At 32.2% G+C, this 23,768-nt stretch carries 26 protein-coding genes and 1 pseudogene; 19 read left to right on the forward strand and 8 right to left on the reverse strand.

Annotated features, from left to right (window positions below; genetic code table 11):
• On the forward strand, positions 1 to 737 hold a 737-nt coding region (locus tag FWJ34_RS08440), incomplete at its 5' end, for a YcjF family protein (protein WP_308254881.1).
• 86 nt (positions 738 to 823) lie between these two features.
• On the forward strand, positions 824 to 1,447 hold the full coding sequence (locus tag FWJ34_RS08445) for a TIGR04282 family arsenosugar biosynthesis glycosyltransferase (RefSeq protein ID WP_308254882.1): 624 nt from the start codon (positions 824 to 826) through the stop codon (positions 1,445 to 1,447).
• On the opposite strand, the gene FWJ34_RS08450 is transcribed toward FWJ34_RS08445, so the two are convergent.
• Together FWJ34_RS08450 and FWJ34_RS08455 are read right to left on the reverse strand one after the other, a co-directional pair.
• Entirely contained in the window at positions 1,426 to 2,814 is a 1,389-nt protein-coding gene (locus FWJ34_RS08450; protein WP_308254883.1) for a diguanylate cyclase domain-containing protein, read from the reverse strand. The two genes, FWJ34_RS08445 and FWJ34_RS08450, sit on opposite strands and share 22 nt — an antisense overlap.
• A 64-nt stretch (positions 2,815 to 2,878) precedes the next feature.
• A complete protein-coding gene (locus FWJ34_RS08455; RefSeq protein ID WP_308254884.1) occupies positions 2,879 to 3,253 on the reverse strand; it encodes a DUF2237 domain-containing protein in 375 nt (124 codons plus the stop codon).
• A gap of 83 nt (positions 3,254 to 3,336) precedes the next feature.
• Between FWJ34_RS08455 and FWJ34_RS08460 the strand changes: the two are divergent.
• The 3 genes and pseudogenes from FWJ34_RS08460 to FWJ34_RS08470 all read left to right on the forward strand — a co-directional run.
• A pseudogene (locus FWJ34_RS08460) lies at positions 3,337 to 3,630 on the forward strand (transposase); the annotation flags it as partial.
• Positions 3,631 to 4,153: 523 nt separating this feature from the next.
• Positions 4,154 to 4,459, forward strand: coding sequence for a type II toxin-antitoxin system HigB family toxin (locus tag FWJ34_RS08465; RefSeq protein ID WP_308254885.1), 306 nt, complete (start codon positions 4,154 to 4,156; stop codon positions 4,457 to 4,459).
• On the forward strand, positions 4,437 to 4,835 hold the full coding sequence (locus tag FWJ34_RS08470) for a transcriptional regulator (RefSeq protein WP_308254886.1): 399 nt from the start codon (positions 4,437 to 4,439) through the stop codon (positions 4,833 to 4,835). The genes FWJ34_RS08465 and FWJ34_RS08470 overlap by 23 nt, the downstream gene beginning before the upstream one ends.
• Positions 4,836 to 4,844: 9 nt before the next feature.
• Here FWJ34_RS08470 and FWJ34_RS08475 read toward each other — a convergent pair whose 3' ends face one another.
• Positions 4,845 to 5,072 (reverse strand): type II toxin-antitoxin system prevent-host-death family antitoxin, encoded by a 228-nt coding sequence (locus tag FWJ34_RS08475; RefSeq protein WP_308254887.1) that lies wholly within the window; start codon positions 5,070 to 5,072, stop codon positions 4,845 to 4,847.
• A 57-nt stretch (positions 5,073 to 5,129) separates the two neighbouring features.
• On the opposite strand from FWJ34_RS08475, the gene FWJ34_RS08480 reads away from it, so the two are divergent.
• The 7 genes from FWJ34_RS08480 to FWJ34_RS08510 all read left to right on the forward strand — a co-directional run bounded on the left by FWJ34_RS08480 (position 5,130) and on the right by FWJ34_RS08510 (position 14,209).
• On the forward strand, positions 5,130 to 6,152 hold the full coding sequence (locus tag FWJ34_RS08480) for an Hsp70 family protein (protein ID WP_308254888.1): 1,023 nt from the start codon (positions 5,130 to 5,132) through the stop codon (positions 6,150 to 6,152).
• Positions 6,127 to 6,276 (forward strand): hypothetical protein, encoded by a 150-nt coding sequence (locus FWJ34_RS08485; protein WP_308254889.1) that lies wholly within the window; start codon positions 6,127 to 6,129, stop codon positions 6,274 to 6,276. The genes FWJ34_RS08480 and FWJ34_RS08485 overlap by 26 nt, the downstream gene beginning before the upstream one ends.
• Before the next feature lie 46 nt (positions 6,277 to 6,322).
• Positions 6,323 to 9,133: an ATP-binding protein gene (locus FWJ34_RS08490; protein WP_308254890.1), complete on the forward strand. Its 2,811-nt coding sequence runs from the start codon at positions 6,323 to 6,325 to the stop codon at positions 9,131 to 9,133.
• Positions 9,134 to 9,460: 327 nt separating this feature from the next.
• Positions 9,461 to 10,189 carry a Uma2 family endonuclease gene (locus tag FWJ34_RS08495; protein WP_308254891.1) on the forward strand — a complete coding sequence of 243 codons (729 nt, stop codon included), beginning with the start codon at positions 9,461 to 9,463 and terminating at the stop codon, positions 10,187 to 10,189.
• A 47-nt stretch (positions 10,190 to 10,236) separates the two neighbouring features.
• Positions 10,237 to 10,818, forward strand: a complete 582-nt coding sequence (locus FWJ34_RS08500; protein WP_308254892.1) for a Uma2 family endonuclease — start codon at positions 10,237 to 10,239, stop codon at positions 10,816 to 10,818.
• 441 nt (positions 10,819 to 11,259) lie between these two features.
• A complete protein-coding gene (locus tag FWJ34_RS08505; RefSeq protein ID WP_308254893.1) occupies positions 11,260 to 13,560 on the forward strand; it encodes a ribonucleoside-diphosphate reductase subunit alpha in 2,301 nt (766 codons plus the stop codon).
• Positions 13,561 to 13,732: 172 nt separating this feature from the next.
• A complete protein-coding gene (locus FWJ34_RS08510; RefSeq protein ID WP_308254894.1) occupies positions 13,733 to 14,209 on the forward strand; it encodes a RimK/LysX family protein in 477 nt (158 codons plus the stop codon).
• Positions 14,210 to 14,399: 190 nt separating this feature from the next.
• On the opposite strand, the gene FWJ34_RS08515 is transcribed toward FWJ34_RS08510, so the two are convergent.
• Together FWJ34_RS08515 and FWJ34_RS08520 are read right to left on the reverse strand one after the other, a co-directional pair.
• Complete coding sequence (locus FWJ34_RS08515; RefSeq protein ID WP_308254895.1) at positions 14,400 to 14,795, reverse strand: metalloregulator ArsR/SmtB family transcription factor; 396 nt, start codon at positions 14,793 to 14,795, stop codon at positions 14,400 to 14,402.
• 80 nt (positions 14,796 to 14,875) lie between these two features.
• Positions 14,876 to 15,745: a hypothetical protein gene (locus FWJ34_RS08520; protein WP_308254896.1), complete on the reverse strand. Its 870-nt coding sequence runs from the start codon at positions 15,743 to 15,745 to the stop codon at positions 14,876 to 14,878.
• Between the two features lie 572 nt (positions 15,746 to 16,317).
• On the opposite strand from FWJ34_RS08520, the gene FWJ34_RS08525 reads away from it, so the two are divergent.
• The 3 genes from FWJ34_RS08525 (at position 16,318) to FWJ34_RS08535 (ending at position 19,735) form a co-directional block, all read left to right on the forward strand.
• Positions 16,318 to 16,536 carry a type II toxin-antitoxin system PemK/MazF family toxin gene (locus FWJ34_RS08525; RefSeq protein ID WP_308254903.1) on the forward strand — a complete coding sequence of 73 codons (219 nt, stop codon included), beginning with the start codon at positions 16,318 to 16,320 and terminating at the stop codon, positions 16,534 to 16,536.
• A 105-nt stretch (positions 16,537 to 16,641) separates the two neighbouring features.
• On the forward strand, positions 16,642 to 18,444 hold the full coding sequence (locus tag FWJ34_RS08530) for an aspartate kinase (RefSeq protein ID WP_308254897.1): 1,803 nt from the start codon (positions 16,642 to 16,644) through the stop codon (positions 18,442 to 18,444).
• Positions 18,445 to 18,931: 487 nt separating this feature from the next.
• Positions 18,932 to 19,735 (forward strand): YdcF family protein, encoded by an 804-nt coding sequence (locus tag FWJ34_RS08535; protein WP_308254898.1) that lies wholly within the window; start codon positions 18,932 to 18,934, stop codon positions 19,733 to 19,735.
• On the opposite strand, the gene FWJ34_RS08540 is transcribed toward FWJ34_RS08535, so the two are convergent.
• On the reverse strand, positions 19,730 to 20,290 hold the full coding sequence (locus tag FWJ34_RS08540) for a histidine phosphatase family protein (RefSeq protein ID WP_308254899.1): 561 nt from the start codon (positions 20,288 to 20,290) through the stop codon (positions 19,730 to 19,732). The two genes, FWJ34_RS08535 and FWJ34_RS08540, sit on opposite strands and share 6 nt — an antisense overlap.
• Before the next feature lie 94 nt (positions 20,291 to 20,384).
• Between FWJ34_RS08540 and FWJ34_RS08545 the strand changes: the two genes are divergently transcribed.
• Both FWJ34_RS08545 and FWJ34_RS08550 read left to right on the forward strand, forming a co-directional pair.
• Positions 20,385 to 20,690 carry a hypothetical protein gene (locus tag FWJ34_RS08545; protein WP_308254900.1) on the forward strand — a complete coding sequence of 102 codons (306 nt, stop codon included), beginning with the start codon at positions 20,385 to 20,387 and terminating at the stop codon, positions 20,688 to 20,690.
• Entirely contained in the window at positions 20,691 to 21,029 is a 339-nt protein-coding gene (locus tag FWJ34_RS08550) for an HAD family hydrolase (protein WP_396231782.1), read from the forward strand.
• A gap of 70 nt (positions 21,030 to 21,099) precedes the next feature.
• Here the strand turns inward: FWJ34_RS08550 and FWJ34_RS08555 are convergent, their stop codons facing one another.
• Positions 21,100 to 21,531, reverse strand: coding sequence for a ribonuclease III domain-containing protein (locus tag FWJ34_RS08555; RefSeq protein ID WP_308254905.1), 432 nt, complete (start codon positions 21,529 to 21,531; stop codon positions 21,100 to 21,102).
• 91 nt (positions 21,532 to 21,622) lie between these two features.
• Positions 21,623 to 21,964 (reverse strand): STAS domain-containing protein, encoded by a 342-nt coding sequence (locus tag FWJ34_RS08560; RefSeq protein ID WP_396231784.1) that lies wholly within the window; start codon positions 21,962 to 21,964, stop codon positions 21,623 to 21,625.
• A 144-nt stretch (positions 21,965 to 22,108) separates the two neighbouring features.
• Between FWJ34_RS08560 and FWJ34_RS08565 the strand changes: the two genes are divergently transcribed.
• Positions 22,109 to 22,408 (forward strand): hypothetical protein, encoded by a 300-nt coding sequence (locus tag FWJ34_RS08565; RefSeq protein ID WP_308254901.1) that lies wholly within the window; start codon positions 22,109 to 22,111, stop codon positions 22,406 to 22,408.
• Positions 22,409 to 22,510: 102 nt separating this feature from the next.
• Positions 22,511 to 23,768 (forward strand): hypothetical protein (locus FWJ34_RS08570; RefSeq protein WP_308254902.1); only part of this gene is annotated, 1,258 nt, incomplete at its 3' end.

Genomic DNA, 23,768 nt, shown 5'->3' on the forward strand with positions numbered 1-23,768 from the left:
TTATTGAATCTAAAGATTTGATAAAAATATCTACAAAAACACAGAAAGTAAAAATAAAAAAATATGAAGATGAAACTAATTATAAAGAATGGGAAGAAATTATTGAAGGAGAATGTCAATTATTAACTGAGACTCTTCAAAATATTGTTGATAATGAAAAAGAAAATTTGATATTATTAACTGCTTATAGAAATGCCATTAATTTACAACAAGATATTCAACAAACATTAAATTTAATCAGAAAACAAAAGGCTTTACCATTAATCGAAAACTATCAAATTATTGTGGCAACAGCTACTTTTGCTAATCCTGTTTCTAGTTTAGATTTATTAGCAACGGCGGCTATAAATACTCAAATGATTGTGGATTTAAGCACTATTTATCAACAGTCATTATCCTTAAATCAAGCTCAAGAAATTTCCATTGCTTTAGGAAAATTAATGGTTAAATTAGGCATAGTAGAAATATCAACTCAAGCCATAACTACTATTTTAAAAACTAATATTGTTACTTTTGTGGCAGGAGGAATTATTCAAGGCATTAGTGCGGCTTATTTAACTCGTATTTGTGGTTTAAGTTTAATCGAATATTACGAGGTAACAGATTCTAATAATAATGAAGCGATAAATATGACTAAAATTAAAGAGAAATTACAGTTAATTTTTCAGAAAAATAAAGAAAATAATTTCCTGACTAATTTTGTCAAAAAAACGGCTTTACAATTTCAGAATATCTAAATAAATTTGTCGTTAACTGTACAGAGTTTTATCTTTGAAGAAAATTACTACTATTAACTTTAATTTATGAATCAAAATTATTAATCATGTTATCTGCTAAAAAATCTCTAATTATTTTTACTCGTTATCCTGAAATTGGTAAAACTAAAACAAGATTAATTCCAGCTATTGGTGCTGAAAAAGCAACAGATTTACACCGTCAAATGACAGAAGAAACTCTATCAAAAGTTCAACAGTTAAAAGAATTTTTAGATTTAGATATTAGAATTTATTTTGTCGGTGGTAATTTAGATTTGATGAAAGGGTGGTTAGGTAAACAATATAATTATTATTTACAAATAGAGGGAGATTTAGGATTAAAAATGTATTCAGCTTTTGATGATACTTTTATCCAAGATAACCAACAAGTTATTATTATTGGTATTGATTGTCCACAGTTAAATTATCACATTTTACAAGAAGCATTTGTCGCTTTAAATAATCATGATTTAGTTATCGGTAAAGCGCAAGATGGTGGTTATTATCTTTTAGGTTTAAATCAACTGAACAAAACCTTATTTACTAACATTAATTGGGGTACAAGTCAAGTTTTTTCTCAAACTATGGCGATCGCCAATAAACTGAAGTGGAGTGTTTATCAATTACCAGTATTAAGAGATATAGACACACCTGAAGATCTCAAATTTTATCAACACATTGATTCTTTTTGACTAGGGATTACTCGATTCCGTCCTTCATTTTTAGCAGTATAAAGGGCATTATCCGCTTGACTAATTAAATCTTTTAAACTATTTTGTGCAGTGGGAATAATACTGGCTACCCCTGAACTTATAGTAATATGTTGACTAACGAGAGAAGTTTGATGAGGAATAGCAAGAGAATTGATGGCATTTCTCAAGGATTCGGCTACCTTAAACGCTCCTTTAATGTTAGTATTAGGTAAAATAATGGCAAATTCTTCACCGCCATAACGAGCGACTAAATCCCCATTTCGATCAAGTTCTTTAGTAATAGCTTGAGCGACTTTAATTAAACAATCATCACCATTTTGATGTCCATAATAATCATTATAAAGTTTAAAATAGTCAATATCAATAAAAATAAGAGCCAAAGGTTGATTTTGTCGTAGATTTCGTTGCCATTCTTCGGATAAATACTCATTGAAGCGTCGGCGATTCGCAATTTGGGTTAAGCCATCGGAATTAGCCATCAATTGCAACTTTTGATTAGCTTCTTGTAATTCTATTTCCATCTTCTTACGAACTGTAATATCTCGTATAGTAATAGCAAAACCGTCACCTAATTTGACGGCGACAAAGTGATACCAAGAAGATTCTCCCACAGGATAATAAAAATCTTCTGCTAAGGGGTTGCCAGTTTCCACTACACTAATAAATCGATTAAAAAGATCGGGATTGAGACGATAAATTAATTTTCTTAATATTAATTTACCCATAATTTCTTCATCTTGTCGATGAAATGCCTTAGCAATCACAGGATTAACCATTATACAACGAAAATCTTTAATATCGCCGGTTAATGGTTCACGAACAGCTTGTAGTGCGGCTACTCCATCTAGTGCTGAATTTAAGACACTAGAAATTAACGCCCTAGATTGGTAAAGTATTTCTTCTGTTTCTTGTCGTTTTTTAATTTCTTCTTGTAAAATCTTTTTTTGTCTTTGAATAGTAAGCTGATTTTCTACTCGTGCGACAACTTCTTCAATTTGAAAAGGTTTAGTAATATAATCAACACCACCACATTGAAACGCCTTAACTTTGTCAAAGGTATCATCTAAGGCACTGATAAAAATAATGGGAATATCTTGTAAATTTTTATTAGCTTTAATAGCAGTACAAATTTGATAACCGTCCATTTCTGGCATTTTAATATCCAAGAGAATGACATCTGGTTGTTTGACTTGAAGGGTTTTCAGTGCCATTCTACCACTGGTAACACTACGAACATTATAACCGAGTTTAATCAGTAAATCACTGAGTAGTTGTAAATTTTCTGGTAAGTCATCTATTAGTAAAATAGTGCCCTTATTTTGTTGAATATTCGTTGTATTAGTCATAAAAAAATATTAGAACTCTTGCATAATAAAAATTATTGTAAACATAATTCATAAATTACCCCTACTAATTATTAATTATTAAACTGTGTTCTTGTAAAACTTCTAAGGCAATAAATTCTAAGGTTTTTTCATGGGTAGAAGCAAGTATTATTGGAGGTGCAACTCCAGCTTGTAAGGCTTCATGCCAACGCCCTACACATAAACACCATTTATCACCGGGTTTCAATCCTTCAAAGTTAAACATCGGCACGGGAGTAGTTAAATCATTACCTCGTTTTTTACTAAATGCCAAAAATTCCGCCGTTACTTGTGCACACACTAAATGTAACCCCCTATCTTCAACCCCTGTATCACAACAACCGTTACGATAAAATCCCGTCATAGGCGATGTACAACAAGTTTCTAATGGCTTTCTTAATACGTTTCTCGCAGTAGTCATGTTAATTTTTAATTATGGTCAAGGTTATGTTATATTATGGCAAAATTTGAGATCTTCGGGTGCAATAGACTGTTGATGAAAAAGTTGATGGTTCAACATTAGAGGCATTGTTCAGAAAGTTAGATAGTTTTAAGGATATTTCTAGGGGAAAATTAGCCGGAAAAATGGCAGTAGTTATGGATTTAGCTGTTGAGTTACCGGTAGAAATTTGGGTAGAAGAAAATCCGCAAACTTCTGATGTTAAATTTGAGCAAAAAATTCTTAGTTTAGTAAAAAGTAAAACATTATTATTGTTGGATAGAGGCTTTTATCATTTTCAATTTTGGCCGGAATTAATTAAGAGAAATATAGATTTTATAACGAGAATAAAAAAAGGAGGTGATGATTGTTTTTGTAAGTAAGTATCGCTATTAAATGCAGAAATAGCAAAACCAATTTTACCCCCTGCTAATATTTCTTGACAGACTTCATAGGGTACTAAAACTTAGGAATGAGGATTTAATCAAATACAAGATTTTGCTGTAATATCAAGTTCTGATGATCAGTTGTCATTCCGAGCATAGAGAGGAATCTCCGAGATACTTCGCTTCACTACGTTACGCTCAGTATGACATTTTTATTTTTTGATAAATAATTATACGAACTAGTGCTAAGAAGGAGTAAACTTTATTTTAAAAGTAGCTGAAACTACCAATGAAAAAGAAATCTTAGCTGTAGCCTATGATTTATTAAAAGATAAACAAGAATCAAAAATTCAGAATGTTTTATTAAGCCTAAAAACAAAACATCCTTGGTTAAATTTATCTCAATTCAGTTTCGAGAAGGAAGTATAATTAAGAGTATCCAAAAGTAAAAACAAAGTCAAGTCACCTATGGCAGAATATCAACAGACGGAAAATTATGAGGATTATTTCCACTTCAAAGCTAAAGCTAGATGCTAATAAATATCCAGACATAAAACAAGTTATTGATAGTTGGTGTCAGGTAGTCAAAAATGTTAATTGGAATCATTTAGAAGATGTTAAAACAGTTTATCCTACAGCCGAAGCAGTGAAGAATTTTACAGTATTTAATCTCAAAGGAAATAAATATCGTTTAATTGTAGGAATTGATTATCAAAAACAAATAATCTATTATAAATATTTATTAACCCATAGTGAATATGATAAGGACAAATGGAAAAATGACCCATACTATCAATCGTAATCTTTATAACGAATTACTAACAAAAACTGCTACTAAAATTATTGAAACGGAAGCAGAATATGAGAAAGTTTTAACAGAAATTGAACAACTTTTATTTAATCAAAATAGAACGATCGAAGAAGATACATTATATGATTTATTGGTGATGTTAGTCGAAAAATATGAAACAGAAAATCATTCTTTAGATGTTGCAACTCCTAATCAAATTTTACAACACCTCATGGAAGCAAGATCGATTAATGACTCGGATTTATTGAACATTTTTGGTAGTCAAGAAATCCTCAAAAAAATAAAAGAAGGTAGTTGTGCTATCAATGCTAATCAAGCAGAGGCTTTAGCAGATTATTTTCATGTTTCCCCTAGTTTATTTTTATAAAATTATACTTTATATGTATTCTTGAAAATCGTCTAATGGTTGATCAAAGTCGTCACTAATGGCAATAATATCTTTATCACTGCCAAATAATGGAGAACGTTTTTTTTCTTGTTTTATTGAGCTTAATTTAACTAGAGGTTGATAATTTTTAGTAATAATAATATCTTTCCCTTTAGCTACTATTTCCAGTAATTGATTAATGTGCAATACAGCTTGATCTATTTTAATAGTTTCCATTTTTTTCTATTATTTTAGATATATTCATCATAACTAATTTTTTCTAACACGAGTCGGATGAAACTTAATAACGATTCAGTGTCAGAAATCCCCGTCATACCTAGCTTAGTCTTTATCAAAGAAGGACATGAGTTCATATTAGGAGAACAAGTACGCACTCGTCGGTTAGGATGTAGTAAGCCTGAACGGTTTTTTAAAGCCTTTAAAAGAGATTTAGCCGCCGAATATCGCTCTCCGGCGAGGATAATAGAAGGTAAAGAATACCCCAGTGAAGCAGTAGCAGAAATATTTTTACAAGAAATTTGGCAACAACTAAAATTACAGCATTTAAACCCCTCTCAAGCAATATTTACCGTGCCAGTAGGAGGCTTTGAAAGTTACTCGAATTGGTGTCGTGAGGTAGCTACAGCATTAGGTATTGAAAAATTGCAGTTAGTGGATGAATCCACCGTCGCCGCCTTTGGTTATGCCGTGAAAAAACCTAATACCCTAGTTTTAGTTGCGGACTTTGGCGGAGGTACATTAGATCTTAGTTTAGTGCGTACGATCGCATCTTCTTCTCAAGTCAAGGAATTAAAAGGGGAGGTAATCGCTAAAACTCAAGCCTATGTAGGAGGAGAAGATATTGATATTTGGTTGATAGAAGATTATTTGAAAAAACAAGGCATTGCCAAAAAAGATTTAAGTAACGTAGCTTGGCAAAATTTATTAGAAATAGCTGAACGTATTAAGATTAAACTATCCCATACTGAACAAGCAAAGGAAAGTTGGTTGGATGAAGATACCTTTATTGCCTATGATATAGTGTTCGATCGACAAGAACTAACAGAAATATTAGAAACTCAACAACTATTACCTCAATTACGGAATTGTCTTGATGAAATTATTGAGATGTCAATAGGTAAGGGCATCAATAAAAAACAGATTGAGAAAGTAGTTTTAGTCGGCGGTAGTTGTTTAATTGCCCCTGTCAGAGAATTAATTACTTCTTATGTTATTAGTTACTGTTACAGATCTTCTGACTCAACAAGTATTAGTTTACAAGAAGTCGATCGTGCAGTCTTCAGCATCTTCTTATAAAACGACACAAATTAATCCTCAAGATGAGTTAGAAAATCTCAAAAAAATTATTTATGGAGAAAGAGGAATACAAGGTTTAATGGAAATTGATCAAATACTTAATACACTAATTAAAGTGATATAAATTTTAATTTGAAAAGATAATTGTTTTATTAAATTCATAATAACCGATGATTAGCCTCCAGCAAAAACTACCAAAATCTCGAAAAATTTCCCTCAGATTGGTGTTAATTATTCCCTTTGTTTTACAAATTATTGGTGCAGTGGGTTTAGTTGGTTATTTTTCTTTTCGCAGTGGAGAATCTGCCGTCAATAAATTAGCTAATCAGTTAATGAATCAAACTGGTAATCGCATACACGATCATCTTGATAATTACCTACAAAATAAGCAACAGGCAGTGGCAATTAATTATAAAGCTGTTCAACGGGGTAGCCTTAATATTAAAGATATTGAAGCAGTTCGATCGCATCTTTGGCAACAGATTAATTTATCTACTTCCCTATCTGCTACAGGATTTGCTAATGAAAAAGGAGAAAATATTATGTATTTTTCGCCGAGGGAAAATCAAAAAGAGGATACTTTTATTTTAAGGGAAATCTCCTTTCCTGACATCAGAACAACTAACATTTATCAAGTTGACAATTATGGACGAAAGTCTAAATTATTAGAAAGTAAGACAAACGGGCCTGATATGCGATCAACACCATGGTATCTTACAGTAAAAGAGAAGAAAAAACAAACTTGGGGACCAATTTTTATTGATCAAGCGGCATCAACCTTAGTGATTAATACATTGTTTCCTATCTATGATAATCAGAAAAATTTGCAAGGTGTTTTTCATAGTGGTGTAAGGTTAGGGACTCTTAGCACATTTTTAAATGAATTAAAATTTTCCCCTTCAGGACAAACATTTATTATTGAACAAGAAGGGAATTTGATCGCAACATCTACCTTAGAAATTCCCTATATTAAAGATGACAAGGGAAAATTAACTCTATTAAGTGTCACTGAAAGTCAAAACCTACAAACAAAAGCGATCGCCTTTGAATTACAAAAACAATATCCAGATTTAACTCAAATTAAAACCCAAATTTCTTTGACAGTTAACTCAAAAAATAATTTATTATTCGTTCAAATTCAACCTTATCAAGATGAATATGGCCTAAATTGGCTACTGGTGACAATGATTCCTCGATCGGATTTTATGACAGAAATTGATGCTAATACTAAAATGACAATTTTACTCTGTTTGTTGACTTTAGTTATCGCTACTATATTAGGCATTATTACCTCAAATTTTATTATTAAATCAGTTAAAGGATTAAGTCAGGCTAGTAGTGCCATTGCACGAGGTGAATTAAATCAGGTTGTGGAGGTAAAAGGGATTTCTGAGCTGGAAACTTTAGCAGATTCTTTTAATAGCATGGCAAGTCAGTTAAAAAGTTCTTTTGAAACCTTAGAGCAACGAGTAGAAGAACGTACCACAGAATTAGCCGTTGCCAAAGATAAAGCGGAAGTGGCAAATCAGGCTAAAAGTACCTTTATTGCTAACATGAGTCATGAATTGCGATCGCCCTTAAATGCCGTAATTGGCTTTTCTCAGGTAATGATGCGCACCAAAAACTTACCTGCTGAACAATACGAAAATGCAGGTATTATTCATCGTAGTGGTGAGTATTTATTGAACTTAATCAACAATATTCTTGATTTCTCTAAGATAGAAGCCGGAAAAACCACTCTGAATAAGTCTGATTTCGATTTATACCGTTTGCTTGATGACATAGAAGATATGTTGCATTTACGAGCGATTAATGCAGGATTAGAGTTAATTATTGATAGAGGGGAGAATTTACCGCACTATATCTATACCGATAGCCTTAAATTACGTCAAGTTTTGCTTAATTTATTAGGTAATGCCATTAAATTTACTAAAGAAGGGGAAGTCGTTTTAACCGTTGATTCCCCTAAAACATTAACAAAGGTTTTTAACAAAGGGCTTAAGCCCCTTGCCCTCCCTGAAGAAACCACAGAAAACTATACTTTAAATTTCATCATTCGTGATACGGGCGTAGGCATTGCACAAGAGGATTTAGATAAATTATTTGAGGCTTTTAGTCAAACAGAATCAGGGCAACAAGCCCAAGAAGGTACAGGTTTAGGTTTAGTGATTAGTCGGCAATTTGTACAGTTAATGGGAGGAGATATTGCCGTTGAAAGTGAATTAGGAAAAGGCACAACCTTTAAATTTTCCATTCAAGTACAATTAGGCAAAGAAATTCATAGTAACAATATTGAGACTAAACATATTTTAGCCCTTGCTCCAAATCAACCTACTTACAAACTTTTGGCGGTAGATGATAAACCAATTAATCGTCAATTATTGATTAAACTCCTTACACCTTTAGGATTTGAGATCAAAGAAGCTAGTAACGGGCAAGAGGCGATCGCAATATGGGAAGAATGGCAACCGCACTTAATTTTTATGGATATGAGAATGCCTGTCATGGATGGTTATGAAGCCACTAAATATATTAAATCTCACGTCAAGGGTAGTGCTACGGCTGTAATTGCTTTAACTGCTAGTGTTTTAGAAGAAGAAAAAGCGATCGTACTTTCGGCCGGTTGTGATGATTTTATCCGTAAACCCTTTAAAGAAAATACCATTTTTGAGACATTAACTAAACATTTGGGGGTTAAATATATTTATGAGGAAATGACGGCACAAAATGGAATAAATCTAACCGTAGGGGGAATTCATGAATCACCTTTGCTAACACCTGAAAAATTCCAAATAATGCCAAAAGAATGGTTAATAAAATTATCAGAAGCAGTCATGGAAGCCGATACCGAACAAGTTATGAATTTAATTGCTGAAATACCCAAAACCGAAGGAATTTTTGCCCAACAATTAACTAAATTAGTGCGTCAATTTCAATTCGAGCAAATTCTGGATTTAATTGAATTTAGGAGTAATTTATGAATTACCTTTACAGGGGATGATTTTCGTCAATTTCCCATTGCATCGGATTATTATTCTTTTTTAATTGTTTTTTTTTTGAAAACTAGGCGTGCAACTTCTTTCGACATTTAGTTAAATCACTATAATTAATCTGACCCAAACCGCATTTTATCAAGAAATTCTGCATTTTAACGAATAGTGACAGAATTTTTGGAGATGCGAAAATAAGCATAAAAGCTATAGTGGTATAGTGAGCAGTTTTGAGGATAAGTTTATAGTCAAGATAATGAAATTTTCTCAAAGTAACTCACTCTAAATTATTAAAAAGAAAGATCGAGGAATCCGTAAATGAACAAATCAATGTTACTCGAAAAAAAATCAGAAGTAATTTACCCGGATAGCGATGGAAAACCCATGTCTGACAATACTAAACAATTTCGTTATATCGTCATCATTAAGGAAAATTTAGAATTACTTTTTGCTGATAATCCTAATGCGTTTATCACTGGTGATTTACTGTGGTATCCAGTGGAGGGTAGTAATACAATTCGTCAAGCACCTGATGTGATGGTAGTATTAGGAAGACCAAAAGGAGACAGAGGCTCATATCAACAATGGAAAGAAGATAATATTACGCCTCAAGTGGTTTTTGAGATACTTTCCCCCGGCAATACCCTCAAAGAAATGGCCAAAAAATTAAAATTTTATGAACAATATGGGGTAGAAGAATATTATATTTATGATCCAGATAAAAATGATTTGAATGGTTATTTAAGACAGGATAATAGCCTAGAAATCATAGAAGAAATGCGAGGTTTTATTAGTCCTCTTTTGAAGGTTAAATTTGAACTGGATTTAGAAGGTTTACAAATTTATGATGCGGAAGGAAATCGGTTTTTAACTTATGTTGAATTATCAGAAAAAATTAAAGATACCCAAAGGCAATTAGAAGAGGAAAAACAACGTGCCGAACAGGAAAAACAAAAAGCTGAACAAGAAAAACAACGTGCTGATGAGTCTGAAATCAGAGTAAAATTATTAGAAGAAAAATTGAAAGAATTAGGGATTGAACTTTAACAATTCTTAAGCAATTCTTAAGCAATTATTTTTTTTGGAGGGTGTAAATGACAACTTTAACTCTTAACTTAAATCCTACTTTAATTCTTGATGATGAACAATTCATCAGTATTTGTAACCATAATCAAAACTTCAATTTTGAACGAAATCACAAAGGAGAATTAATTATTATGTCACCAACAGGAAGCGAAACAGGACAAAAAAACTGGAGTATTGCTGGACAATTATGGGCTTGGAATAATCGTTATAAATTGGGAATTGGTTTTGATTCTTCCACTGGTTTTAAACTGCCGAATGGTGCAATTCGTTCTCCCGATGTTTCTTGGATAAAATTAGAAAGATGGGAAAAATTAACCCCAGAAGAAAGACGCAAATTTGCTGCCATTTGTCCAGATTTTGTTATTGAATTACTATCAGTAAATGATGAAATTGAAGAAACAAGAAAAAAGATGACCGAGTATTTAGAAAATGGCTTAAATTTAGGTTGGTTAATCGATCCACAAAGCAAAACAGTAGAAGTTTATCAAGCAAATCAATCAGTGATTACCCTTAATAATCCTCAAACCCTTTATGGTGAAAATATATTGCCAGATTTTGTATTAGATTTAACGGATATTTTAACTGATTAAACAATGTATAATTAGGGGTTGCCTCATAATGGTGTCGTCAAGGTAGGGAAGAGCAGATTTGAGAAGAGGGAAGAGTTTTAAAATACGCATTTAATTTACATTTTTTCTTAACTCTTAAATTACGAAAAATTCTGTTATTATTACCTTACGGAAAATTATTTTAGTTAGATTTAATAGTATTTATGTACTAAAATATTGATCTAACAACTAATCGTTATAAAATAAATTCTAATATTGATTATTATATATTGTATATCAATGATTCATTGTCTTTTGTCTATGTTTTTTTTATAAAAATAAGTATTTAATTTTATTGACTAATTTTTACATATAGTGTATGGAGTAAACAGACTACCCCATATGTATGGTATAAAAGAGAAGAACGAAATAGAAGTAAATTTTTTTTGAGTAGAAATACTTAAAGTAAGCGAGGCAGAAGCAATGTTATTGGATACGCAAGAAAACACGATCTTGGCCCATTCGTCAACGGTTCATTATGGTAATCATAACCCCAACAAAATTCAGTCAACAAACAGTATAGAAGTACTGAAAAGAAATGGAAAGTCCGCCCCTCTTGATATTGCAAAAATCAGAAAAGTTGTTAATTGGGCTTGTAGCGGTAAAGATGTTAATTCTATCGCCTTAGAATCTGGTTTAAAAACTCGTCTTCGTCAAGGCATCACCACTAGAGATATTCAGGATAATTTAATTAATTGTGCCTTAGAAATGTGTAATCTTGAAGAGCCTGATTGGCGTTACGTTGCAGGACGTTTACATATTTGGAGTTTATGGAAAGATACTCTGGTAACACGGGGTTATAATTACGGTAATTATGTTCAAACTGTTGATACTTTTGTCAAAGAGGGTAAATATGATCCACGAATTTTAACTTATTCACCTCAAGAATTAGACGAAGCCAATAGTTGGATTAACCCTGATTGGGATTTAGACTATGATTACGCCGGAGTCGTGTTGTTAAGTAGTCGTTATCTTCTGCCTCAAGAATTACCTCAAGAAGCCTTCCTTACTTGTAGTTTATTGTTGAGCTTAGTGGAAGCCCCTGATGTCAGATTAACTTATGCTCGTCAATTTTACGAGGCGATCGCTTCTCGGCGTATTTCTCTTGCTACTCCTATTTTAGGTAATTTAAGAGTGCCTAATGGTTCATTAACTAGCTGTTTTATTCTGAGTATTGATGATAATTTAGAAAGTATTTTTCAAGAAATAACTAATACTGCTAGAATTTCTAAAAATGGTGGTGGAGTAGGGGTAAATGTGTCCAGAATTAGGGCGACAGGAAGCTCAGTAATGGGCAAAAAAAATGCGTCAGGAGGAGTGATACCTTGGATTAAATTACTCAATGATACTGCTATTGCGGTGAATCAAGGAGGAAGAAGAGCGGGTGCTGTAACTGTAGGTTTAGATATATGGCATTTAGATGTACCTGAATTTTTGGAGATGCAAACGGAAAATGGAGATCAACGTCGTAAGGCTTACGATGTATTCCCTCAGCTTATTCTACCCGATGAATTTATGCGTCGAGTTAAAGATAAACAAGAATGGACTTTAGTTGATCCTTTTGAGGTTAAAAATGTTTTAAATATTGACTTACCGCCTTTATGGGGTGTAGAATTTGAAAGAGCTTATAGTATCATTGAAGCAAATCTTGGCACAAAAATCAAAATCTATAAAAAGGTAAACGCTAGAGAGTTATTTAAACATATCATGAAGGCCCAAGTAGAAACAGGAATGCCTTACTTAGCCTTTAAAGATACCATTAACAAAGCTAATCCTAATAAACATGACGGTTATATTCCAGGGGTTAATTTATGTACTGAGAGTTTTAGTAATGTTACTCCTGGTAAATATGCTCACTGCTGTAATTTAGTTTCCCTTAACCTTGCCAACTTAGAAAAAGAGGAAATGGAGTCTATTTGCACTTTAGCAGTAAGGATTTTAGATAATACTATTGAAATTACTTTACCACCTTTTGCTGATGCCAAAGCTCATAATGATCGTTATCGTACTATTGGTGTCGGTGCTATGGGATTAGCTGATTGGTTAGTTAAAAGAAATTTAAGATATAGCAACCTTTCAGAAATTAGTAATCTATTTGAGGATATTGGTTACTATTGCACCAGTGCTTCTATGAAATTAGCTAAAGAAAGAGGTGCTTATCCTGCTTTTGAAGGTAGTGATTGGAGTAAAGGATTATTAATGGGTTGTCAATCCGTAGAATGGTTTGAAGAAAATGCCTATGATAAACCTCGTTGGCGACAATTAGCCGATGATATTCAAGAATTTGGCGTTCGTAACTCTCATATTACTGCTATCGCACCTAACACCTCATCATCTTTAGTACAAGGTTGTACCGCTAGTGTTTTGCCTGTTTATAGTCGTTTTTTCTATGACAAATGGGCAAAAGGTACAGTACCCATTGCACCCCCTTATATTAGCGATAAAAATTGGTTTTATCAAGAAAATAAACATCTTAATCAAAATGAAGTTGTAAAGGCGATCGCTGTTATTCAACAATGGATCGATACAGGAATTTCAATGGAACTACTTTTTAATCTGAATGAAGGAGTATATTTCCCAGAAGAGCCTGAAAGAGCCTTAAAAGCTAAAGACATTTATGATACATTAATTTTAGCATGGGAAAAAGGTTGTAAAGCTGTCTATTATGTACGCATTGTGCAACGAGATTCCTTTAAAGAAGAATGTACAGCTTGTGCCAATTAATTAATAATCAGGAATGGGAATGAGGAATTATTAGTAATAGTTAGACACATCAATTCAAAACCTACTGGGAAATAAATTTTATCCGTAAATAATAACCTATTATCTATTTATTCTCTATGAATCATAACCTATTATCTATTACCTATTTTTCAGCAACTCCGAATTAGGAAGAATGAAACAAAAAAAACAATTACCTCTAATCGGTTGGCGAGAATACATAGCATTACCAGCATTAGGGGTTGACAAAATTAAAGTTAAAATTGATACTGGTGCAAGAACTTCAGCACTACACGCTTTACATATTGATACTTATAAAGATAATGATCGAGAAATGGTCAAGTTTCAAGTTCATCCTATTCAACGAAAAACCACCACTACCATTGATTGTATCGCACCTTTACTGGAATATCGACACGTTACTAATTCAGGAGGCTATATGCAACTTCGACCAGTGATTCTCACTACTGTAAAATTAGGCGGTTATCAGTGGAATATTGAGTTAACTTTAACCAATCGTGACATGATGGGTTTTAGAATGTTATTAGGCAGACAAGCTATCAAAAATCATTTTTTAGTGGATAGCGGAAAATCTTTTCTGGGCGTTGGTGAAACAAGATATGAATTATGGAATCACGAAAAAAACACTTAATCTGTAACTGTTAATAATATTCGACAACAGTTTTGAGTTTTTTATGGTTACTGTCATCTTTCCAGTATAAATTCACCAACGCTAATTTTAATCACTATTGCCTGAAGAATTTAGAATTTAGAATGAAGATTTTACCATTGCCTATTGCCCATTTATTGTGCATTGCCGCAACTTGTGCCACAATTATAATCTAATCAGTTTCGTCTAAATGCTCGGCAACGGAACGATATAATTGTAATACATGATGATCTAAAAGGCGGTAAAAAACTTTTCTGCCTATTTTTTGGTACCCTACTAAACGCATTACTTTTAAAGTTCGCAATTGATGAGATACTGCTGATTCACTCATGTCTAAAGTTGCCGCTAAATCACACACACATAACTCCTGTTGTGCCAATACCGAAAGTATCCTTAAACGGTTAGAATCCCCTAATAAACTAAAAAATTCTGCCATTCTTTGCGCCTTATCACTAGCTAAAATTTGCGTTTTACAAGTCTCAATTAATTCTGCTTCAATGTGATGAGGTTTACAAGGAATTAAATCGGTTTTATTTTCAATGGATTTAACGGAAGAAGAAACATTCATGAATTATAATTAATCTGATTTTAGCTATAACCATTGTAACAGTCTTATTCTTTTCTAATCTTAATCAATCAAATAAAAAATTAAGATAAACCAGATTCTAATAAGGCTTGATTCAACAAATCCGATATATTTTCTATTTTAGCCCACGATCGCAAATAATCTAAATCTAAGGCTGTTGACTGCACTTTTAAAACACCTAAAACATCTCGCCATTGACGCTCGGAAATTCTATTTCCATCTCGATACCAAATCAATTTTTGTAAAATAATATCTTCAGGAGTTGCTAAATATAAACAATTACCATTTTTTTCTACTTGTTGTAAAGTTCTTCTTTCTATTTCTGTTTGAATTAAAGAGCTTTGATTAGGGATAAAAACATCTATTTTTTCACTCGTAATAAAGTGAATTAAATTAAAACAAGATTTATTAATAATAGCCTGTTTAACTGCTTCTTCATTAACATAAAATAAAGGCTCAACTTTAGCGATAAAATTATCAATTTTTTCCAAAGTTAAATCAGGGACTATATCTAAATCTAAAGTAGCACGACTTTCTCCCCATAAAGAACTAGCAATCGATCCACCCACAAAATAAACTATCTCTAAACTTTCTAATATTTTAGCTATTAATAATGCTAATTCTATGGGATTACCAATCATAATATCTTCTTCAATTTTTTTATTAATAATGACACTATTTATATGATCTCCTACAATAATTTTTTTATATAATAATCTTTGTTCTTCAGAAGTACTTTGAGGATATTTATTTTTAATTCCTTGTAAAGTTAATTCTCGACAACCTTGAGTAATACCAATAGTTAATTCTGCTTTTTTAATTAAAGACATTTGTCTCCACATTGAACATTGTAAAAAATCAACTTCTACACAGGTATCTCTTGACTGCGATCGATAATTTTTGGGTATAGTTAATAAAGGAATTTTAGGCATAATTTATGGTTAATTAATCCTAAAGCCAAAGACATATTTACTTGTATAAAATCGGCATATTCAAAGCTAGTAGGTTGGTTTGAAACATCAAAACTTAAAATTTGTTCTATATTACAATAATTCCTAATATTTATAATATTTTTTATCATAACAACTAAATATAATAACAACTTTTTTTATCATTCTGATGATCCATTTCAACCTCCGTGAAAAACTCATAAATTCAAAGGTGAACTTAAAGATTTTTATGTTTGTAGTGCTAGTTATGAGCTTCGGATTATTTTTAAATTAGAAAACTATAACGAAACATCTGCAATTTTTTAGAATCTATTGGTAATCATGAAGAAGTTTTCTAAAATTAAGGCAGTAAATTCCCAGAGGCGATCGCACTTTCCAGTTCATCAATTTTTCGGGCTAAGGAAATATTGTCAAAAATCAACTTCTACACGGGTATCTCTTGACTGTGATCGATAATTTTTGGGTATAGTTAATAAAAGAATTTTAGGCATAATTGACCCTTGAATCACGATGAATATAATAACAAATGAAAGTATCAAATCTCCACAATAGTCATAGCTATACCTTTAACTACAAATCAAAATCGAGGAGTTTTACCTATCTGCTTAAAAATCAGTCAAGGCAATGGAGGATTAACTCAAGATTCTGTCGCTTTATGTTATCAAATGAGAGTACTCAATAAAAGTAGTTTGATTCGTTTATTAGGACAACTTCAACCTCAAACTATCACGGAGTTAGAAGAAATAGTATTACTTACATTAGGCTATGATTAGCATTAACTTTGTGAATAATAGTCAACACTTAAAGATTTTATCTGAATCGTGGCAAATTTTGTTACTATTAATCAGGAAATTTTTATCATAATTTAAACTTAAGATATGGCGCTAATTGTCCAAAAATATGGTGGTAGTTCGGTAGGTACAATCGATCGCATTAAGTCGGTTAGTCAAAGAATTTCCCGCACTGTTAAAGAAGGAAACCAAGTTGTTATCGTTGTTTCAGCTATGGGAAAAACCACCGATGGTTTGGTAAAATTAGCCCAAGAAATTTCTAATAACCCTAGTCGTCGGGAAATGGATATGTTACTTTCCACTGGAGAACAAGTTTCTATATCTTTATTGAGCATGGCATTACAAGAAATCGGGCAACCTGCCATCTCTTTGACGGGGGCACAAGTAGGAATTGTAACAGAAGCTAATTATAGTAAGGCACGAATTTTAGAAATAAAACCAGATCGCATTAATCGAGAATTACAACAAGGTAAAGTCGTTGTAGTCGCAGGTTTTCAGGGAATCACCAACTTAACCGATTTTGAAATTACCACTTTAGGTAGAGGTGGCTCTGATACTTCAGCCGTAGCTTTAGCCGTAGCCCTTCAAGCCGATTGTTGCGAAATATATACTGATGTACCCGGTATTTTAACTACCGATCCTCGTATTGTACCATCAGCCAAACTAATGACGGAAATTACTAGCGATGAGATGCTAGAGTTAGCTAGTTTAGGGGCAAAAGTTTTACATCCTCGCGCCGTAGAAATCGCCCGTAATTTTGGAATGCCTTTGGTGGTAAAATCTAGTTGGACTGATGATCTCGGTACTAAAGTTATCTCTCCACCGAATCAAGGTAGATCTCTTGTGGGATTAGAAATTACTAAGGCTGTAGATGCCGTGGAATTTGACTCAGATCAAGCCAAAATTGCCCTTCTAAGGGTTGCCGATCGCCCCGGCATAGCAGCAAAACTTTTTGGAGAAATTGCCCGTCAAAACGTCGATGTTGACTTAATTATTCAATCCATCCATGAAGGTAATAGTAACGATATTGCTTTCACGGTGGTTAAAGGTGTTTTACCCCATGCTGAATCAGTAGCTATGGCCATCGCACCTATATTAGACGAGAACGGCAATACAGACATTTTAGTGGAGAAAAAAATCGCTAAAATTGCCATTGCTGGAGCAGGTATGATTGGAAGACCGGGTATTGCAGCGAAAATGTTTCAATCTTTAGCCTCCGCTGGTGTCAATATTCAAATGATTTCTACTTCCGAAGTCAAAGTTAGTTGTATTGTTGATCAAGACGAATGTGATCAGGCGATCTCCGCTTTATGTGAAGCTTTTGACATTGATAGTTCTAATATCTTACAAGAGCAAACCGAAGAAAATACTAACTTAGTACCCGTCAGAGGAGTTGCCTTAGATCAAAATCAAGCCCAATTAGCAATCTTATTTGTGCCTGATATACCCGGCATGGCGGCAAAAGTTTTCACTGTCTTAGCTCAAGAAAATATCAGTGTTGATATGATTATTCAATCCCAGCGGTGTCGTTTAGTCGATGGTATTCCTATGCGTGATATTGCCTTTACGGTAGCCCAACAAGATGCACAACAAGCCAAAAACGCTCTTTATAAACTGCAATCCGAGATTAAATTTAAAGATATAGTAGTAGATCCAAACATTGCTAAAGTAAGTATAGTCGGTTCAGGAATGATTGGCTCTCCAGGAGTAGCGGCAAAGTTTTTTAAAGCATTAGCACAAGAAAAGATCAACATTTATATGATTACTACCTCTGAGATTAAAATTAGTTGTGTAGTCTCTGAATCTCAAGGAATCCAAGCTCTAAAAGCTGTTCATGAAGCCTTCGGTTTAAGCGGTGATACGACTTTAGAAGTACCATCAAAAGAATAGTGAAAGTAAAGGGTTAATATTTTAAGCCCTACAATTATTGGTGTTGCTAAAATTTTTGTATGATTGTTTCTCGCAAAGACGCAAAGACGCAAAGGGGGAAAGAGGCAAAGATATTTTATTGGCATCATACCTAAAATCGGTAATTCCTAATAATTAGGGTACGGTGAATTAATCAGAAGCAAAAAAATCAAGGGTTTTGACTTAATACATTGCCAAAAAAATGCGCAGTTTTAGCAAGGAGTTTAAACCCCTTATTTAGTTAAAAACTGGGTAAGTAATATGTATTTACATACTCAAATTCTAACAATAAAAACCATTAAAACTCTTCCCTCTTAAGTCTTCTCTATCTTCACGACACCACTCACTATGAGGCAACCCCTAATTAATAGTTGTAAAACAGGCATCTTACTTGTAACTGTTAATTCCTTGTGAAATAAGCTGATATGGTGCGTAACTTTTAATTCCTTACTCCTTATTCCTAATTTTTATGGTGGATTTTCTTTTTTTATCAAAATTATTACCGCTTTTTTTCTACCCTTTAGGGTTAGTATTCTTCTTGCTGATAATTAGCTTAATTTTATGGTGGAAATATCCCCGTTGGCTACCTATTCCCATTATTATCGCCGTGATGATCTTATTTATTGGCGGTAATTATTACTTTAGTAAATTACTGGTTAAATCTTTAGAATGGCAATATATTTCAACCGCCGAAGACTTACCAAATGCCGAAGCTATTGTTATTTTAGGAGGTGGTATTAAACCAATGATTCTCCCTCGCCCGATGATAGATGTGGCAGAGTCAGGAGATCGAGTTATTTATGGTGCTAAACTGTATAACATGGGTAAATCTCCTTTAATTATTGTCACAGGGGGGAGAATACCTTGGCGAGGCGGTGAAAATTTACCATCGGAAGCTGACGACATGAAAGAATTATTATTACTTTTTGGTATCCCTAAATCGGCTATTATCAAAGAAGGAAACTCTTTCAATACCTATGATAATGCCGTTTATACGCGTAAAATTTTAACCCCATTGAATATCAATAATATATTATTAGTTACCTCTGCCATACATATGCCTCGATCTGTAAAAATTTTTGAAAAACAAAACCTAACGGTAATTCCAGCACCGACAGATTATCTAGTAACCGAAAAAGATTTTCAGGAGGAAGATAATTGGCAAAATATTTTAATTAACCTTTTTCCAGATTCAGATAACTTCAATAACACAACTTTAGCTATAAAAGAATATATAGGTATAGTAATTTATAAGCTAAAAGGGTGGCTATAATATTAATTTAGTTACAGAACACAAAGAAGTATCTACCTTGACATCATGACCGAGTAAACCTTTTGTGATACCTATTACAGAAATACTATGACCAACTAATAATAAATTGCCCTCAAATTGTGTAATTAATAGTTGAGCAATTTTTTTCATTCTTTTTAAAACCATTGCTTCAGTTTCCGGATATTTGGGGATAATTTGTGATTGATAATTCCAATCGATACGATAATAAATACCTTCTAATTCTTCTCGGGGATGAATAACAGGAGTTTGTGTCATCCAATCAGGATTGTGCCATTCACCTAAACCTGCTTCTAGTTTTATGTTTAAATTGAGTTTTTCGGCTAAAATATGGGCAGTTTGAATCGTGCGTAAAAAAGGGGAAGCAATGACATGATTTATCGGCTCATTTTTTAACTTCAGAGCTAATTCTTGAACTTGAATTTTACCATCAAAAGATAAAGGTGGATCATAACGTCTTAAGGCCGTATTAAACCAAGCAGGATAAACAAAATCAAATCGATTACCGTGTCTAACAATCCATAATCTTGAGGACATTAATCTTATAAGTAGGGGGTAGGTTAAAAAGTGTTTTGGTGAGGAGAGGGATACCTCTATTCTAAATTCTAAATTCTAAATTCAAGGAGTAGTAATGAATAAATTGTTAAATAGAGAGAAAGACTTGGACTTAAATGAGATAGAAGCGATTATTTTTGATTTAGGAGGTGTCATTATTGATGTGGATATGGAAGCACCTTATGTTAAGTTATTAAAGATGAGTAAGAGAAAGGAAGATGAGTTATTAATTCAGGTGAAAAATATTGCTTATCAATACGAAATTGGCTTAATTAATGATCAAGAATTTATTAACAAAGTTCAAAATATTACTGAGTTAAATTTGACAGAGATAGAAATAAAAAATTTATGGAATGAAATGTTAGGTTATGTGCCTAATTAAATTGGTGATTTACTAGCCAAAATTCAGCAGAAAAAAAAGACATTTATTTTAAGCAATACTAACCCTATTCATATTCAAGAAGTTAGACGAAGATTTCATCAAGCCGTTACAGATTATCAATTTGAATCATTATTTGAAAAAATCTATTATTCTTATGAGGTTGGTTTACATAAACCGGATATAAAAATTTTTGATTATGTCGTCAAAGACTCAAATCTTAATCCTGAAAAAACTTTATTTATTGATGATAATAAGAATAATATTTTGAGTGCTACTCAATATGGACTAAAAACAATTTACATGAATCCGAAAATGAATTTACCAAAAATATTCTTTTAAGTCACTTTTGTGTAATTTGTATTTGAAAAACTGGACTAAATTTAGTTCAATTTTAATTTTGAAATTTATTTCAAGACTTTTGTTTTTTTTTATTCTTATTAAATGACATTTCTAGCTGTGATAATAAATATTCTAGCCTTGGGCGATCGCAAATGTAAAGGTATCCCAATAAGGTTTCTAAACCTGTAGCTTGTTGATAGATTTGTAAAGATAAACGACGAGGAGATTTATTCACAGAATTTCTGCCACGACGAACCCAATTTAGCTCTATTTCTGTCAAAATGGGGTACAAATTTTGTAAATAAGCGGCTTGTGCTTCGGCTCTAACCTTTTCTACTACTTGATGGTGATAGTCAGAAATTTTTTGGGGAGGCAGTAAAAAGTTAGTACGAACATATAACTCATATACTGCATCACCAATATAAGCAAAAGAAACAGGAGAGATTTGTTGTAAAGATGAAGCCGATATTTCGCCATTAAATATCAAATTCCAGTAAGGAATAACCTCATTCTGGGAGTCAGATTGAGGCGAATTCTGTGATTCAAAGTTGATTTTGTTAAGAGACAAAGGTTGAAACTGGGTTTAAATTTAATTACTGTATATCTTTTAGTGCTTCCTCAAGAGAATTTTTCAATTTCAGAAACTTCTCTAATCTCACCATTTTTACCGTCTGGGTTACTCTAGGGTTACTTACAATTTGTAACGTTCCTTTAGTACCTTCAAGGTGTTTTGCAATACGAACTAAAGCACCTAATCCTGAACTATCAATAAAATCAATTTGTGATAGATCTAAAATCAGATGACTGGTTTCTTTAGCATGACTTAATACTACCTTCTGAAAAGTTGGTTCAGAAAAGGCATCTAATTGACCGAGTAAATGAAATACTTGGCAGTTTTTTCTTACTTCACGAGTTCCTCTAAGACTAACCGTCAGATTTAGTTGTTCTGAAATAGCTACCTCCTTACCTTCGCTGTATTTGATGAATCAATAGTATAATATAGCTTAAATTTTCTGATCAAGTCTAATTTTTCTATTGTTACTTTTTATTAAGAGAGTTTTTTATTGCTAAAATCTTTCATGGTTAAATTTTTTTTTACTACTTTAATTTTAATAGTAACTATGTTTCTCCGTAATTTTTCAGTGTTGGCTTTACCTCCTGAAGATGACATTCCTGAAGAAATTTTAGCTACAGAAATTATAACTCAAGCTCGATCTCCTTTTGATAATCAACCTTTAACTATGGCTGAATATGCGTTATTAAAAGAAAAAATAGCCAAAAATCCTTTTCCTCCTCAGTTAAATTCAAAGTTGCGTCAAAAGATTTTTTTGTTAAAAATTCTCAAAATGATTCGCACTATTTTGCCTATTAATAACTGATGTTAGCCAAAATTCAAATAATTATCTATGAGGCATAAAAAATAACAAACAGGCAAGATACCTATTTCATAAATATCAATTATTCATTATTCATTCTTTACTATGACTAAAAATGCTATCGGTAATAATATTGATTTTGAAATTTTAAAAATAACTTTGACAGAGGTTATTAATGATAAGTTAACTTTTGATTTCCCTTTGAAAATAGAATGTTTTAAAGAAGAAAATTATTTGGTAATTTTAATTAGTGATATTCAAGAAGATACTGTTATAGAAATTATTAATTTAATTCAAGGTGTGATTAATAAATATCAAATTATTGATGACTTTTTAGTTCGCAGTTTGAATGATGTGAATAAGATATATTTTACTTCTAATCTTACACAAAATAAAATTATTAATGAAAGTGAGCCATTTTTAAATAAACCTAAAAAATATAACATATCTAATTTTTCAGCTAGTTTTATTCTCTTTATTTTTGGCATTCTTTCTTTAGGAGTAGTTGGCGGTGTTTATTATTTTACTCGCCCTTGTGTTTTAGGTAATTGTGAGTTAATAACTACAACAAAAAATTCTGTTTCTAGTTTATTAAAAAGTCAGTCTAAGGAAGATTTAACAGACAGGCAAATTCAAGAGATACAATTAGGTTTTATTGAGGCAATTAATGAGTTAAAACGTATTCCTTTTTGGTCAAAATACCATGAAAATGCTACTTTATTAATTAAAGATTATCAAACTAAACTTACACAACTAGATAATTTATTATTAGCTTTAAAATCAGTAAATACTGCTCAAACTGTGAGTAAAAATCTACCTTTATCTGTAGATGAATGGAATCGAATTAAAGGTTTTTTTCAGGAAGCGATCGCGATTTTTAATAATCTTAATATAGAAGAATTAAACTCATTAAAACAAGATAAGTTAGTTAGTTATAATCAGGAAATAAAAGTAATTGAGACAAGAATTAGTCAAGAAAAACAAGCTGATGAATTGTTAAATAAAGGAAAATTGATGGCGACAGAAATTCAAAATAAACAAACACAAGTTAGTGATTTAACGGGGTTAGAAAACTTACAACAAAGTTGGGAATTAACTATTAAAACTATTGAGTTAATACCTCCTGAAACTATTGCTTATCAAGAAAAAGAGGAAACTTTAAATAATTATTTACAACAACTTATTTTCATTCAAAATAGAATAAATCAAGAAAAAATAGCTTTAAATATTAAAAATATAGCAGAACAAAAAATAAAATTAGCTACTGAATCACAAGAGAATAATCAATGGACAAAAGCGGTTTTATTATGGGAAGAAGCTATATCTTTATTCAAAAAAATTTCTCCAGAGGTTTTCGTAAAAA

Origin of the sequence: Geminocystis sp. GBBB08 (genome assembly GCF_016743215.1) — a bacterium.
Lineage (GTDB): Bacteria > Cyanobacteriota > Cyanobacteriia > Cyanobacteriales > Cyanobacteriaceae > Geminocystis.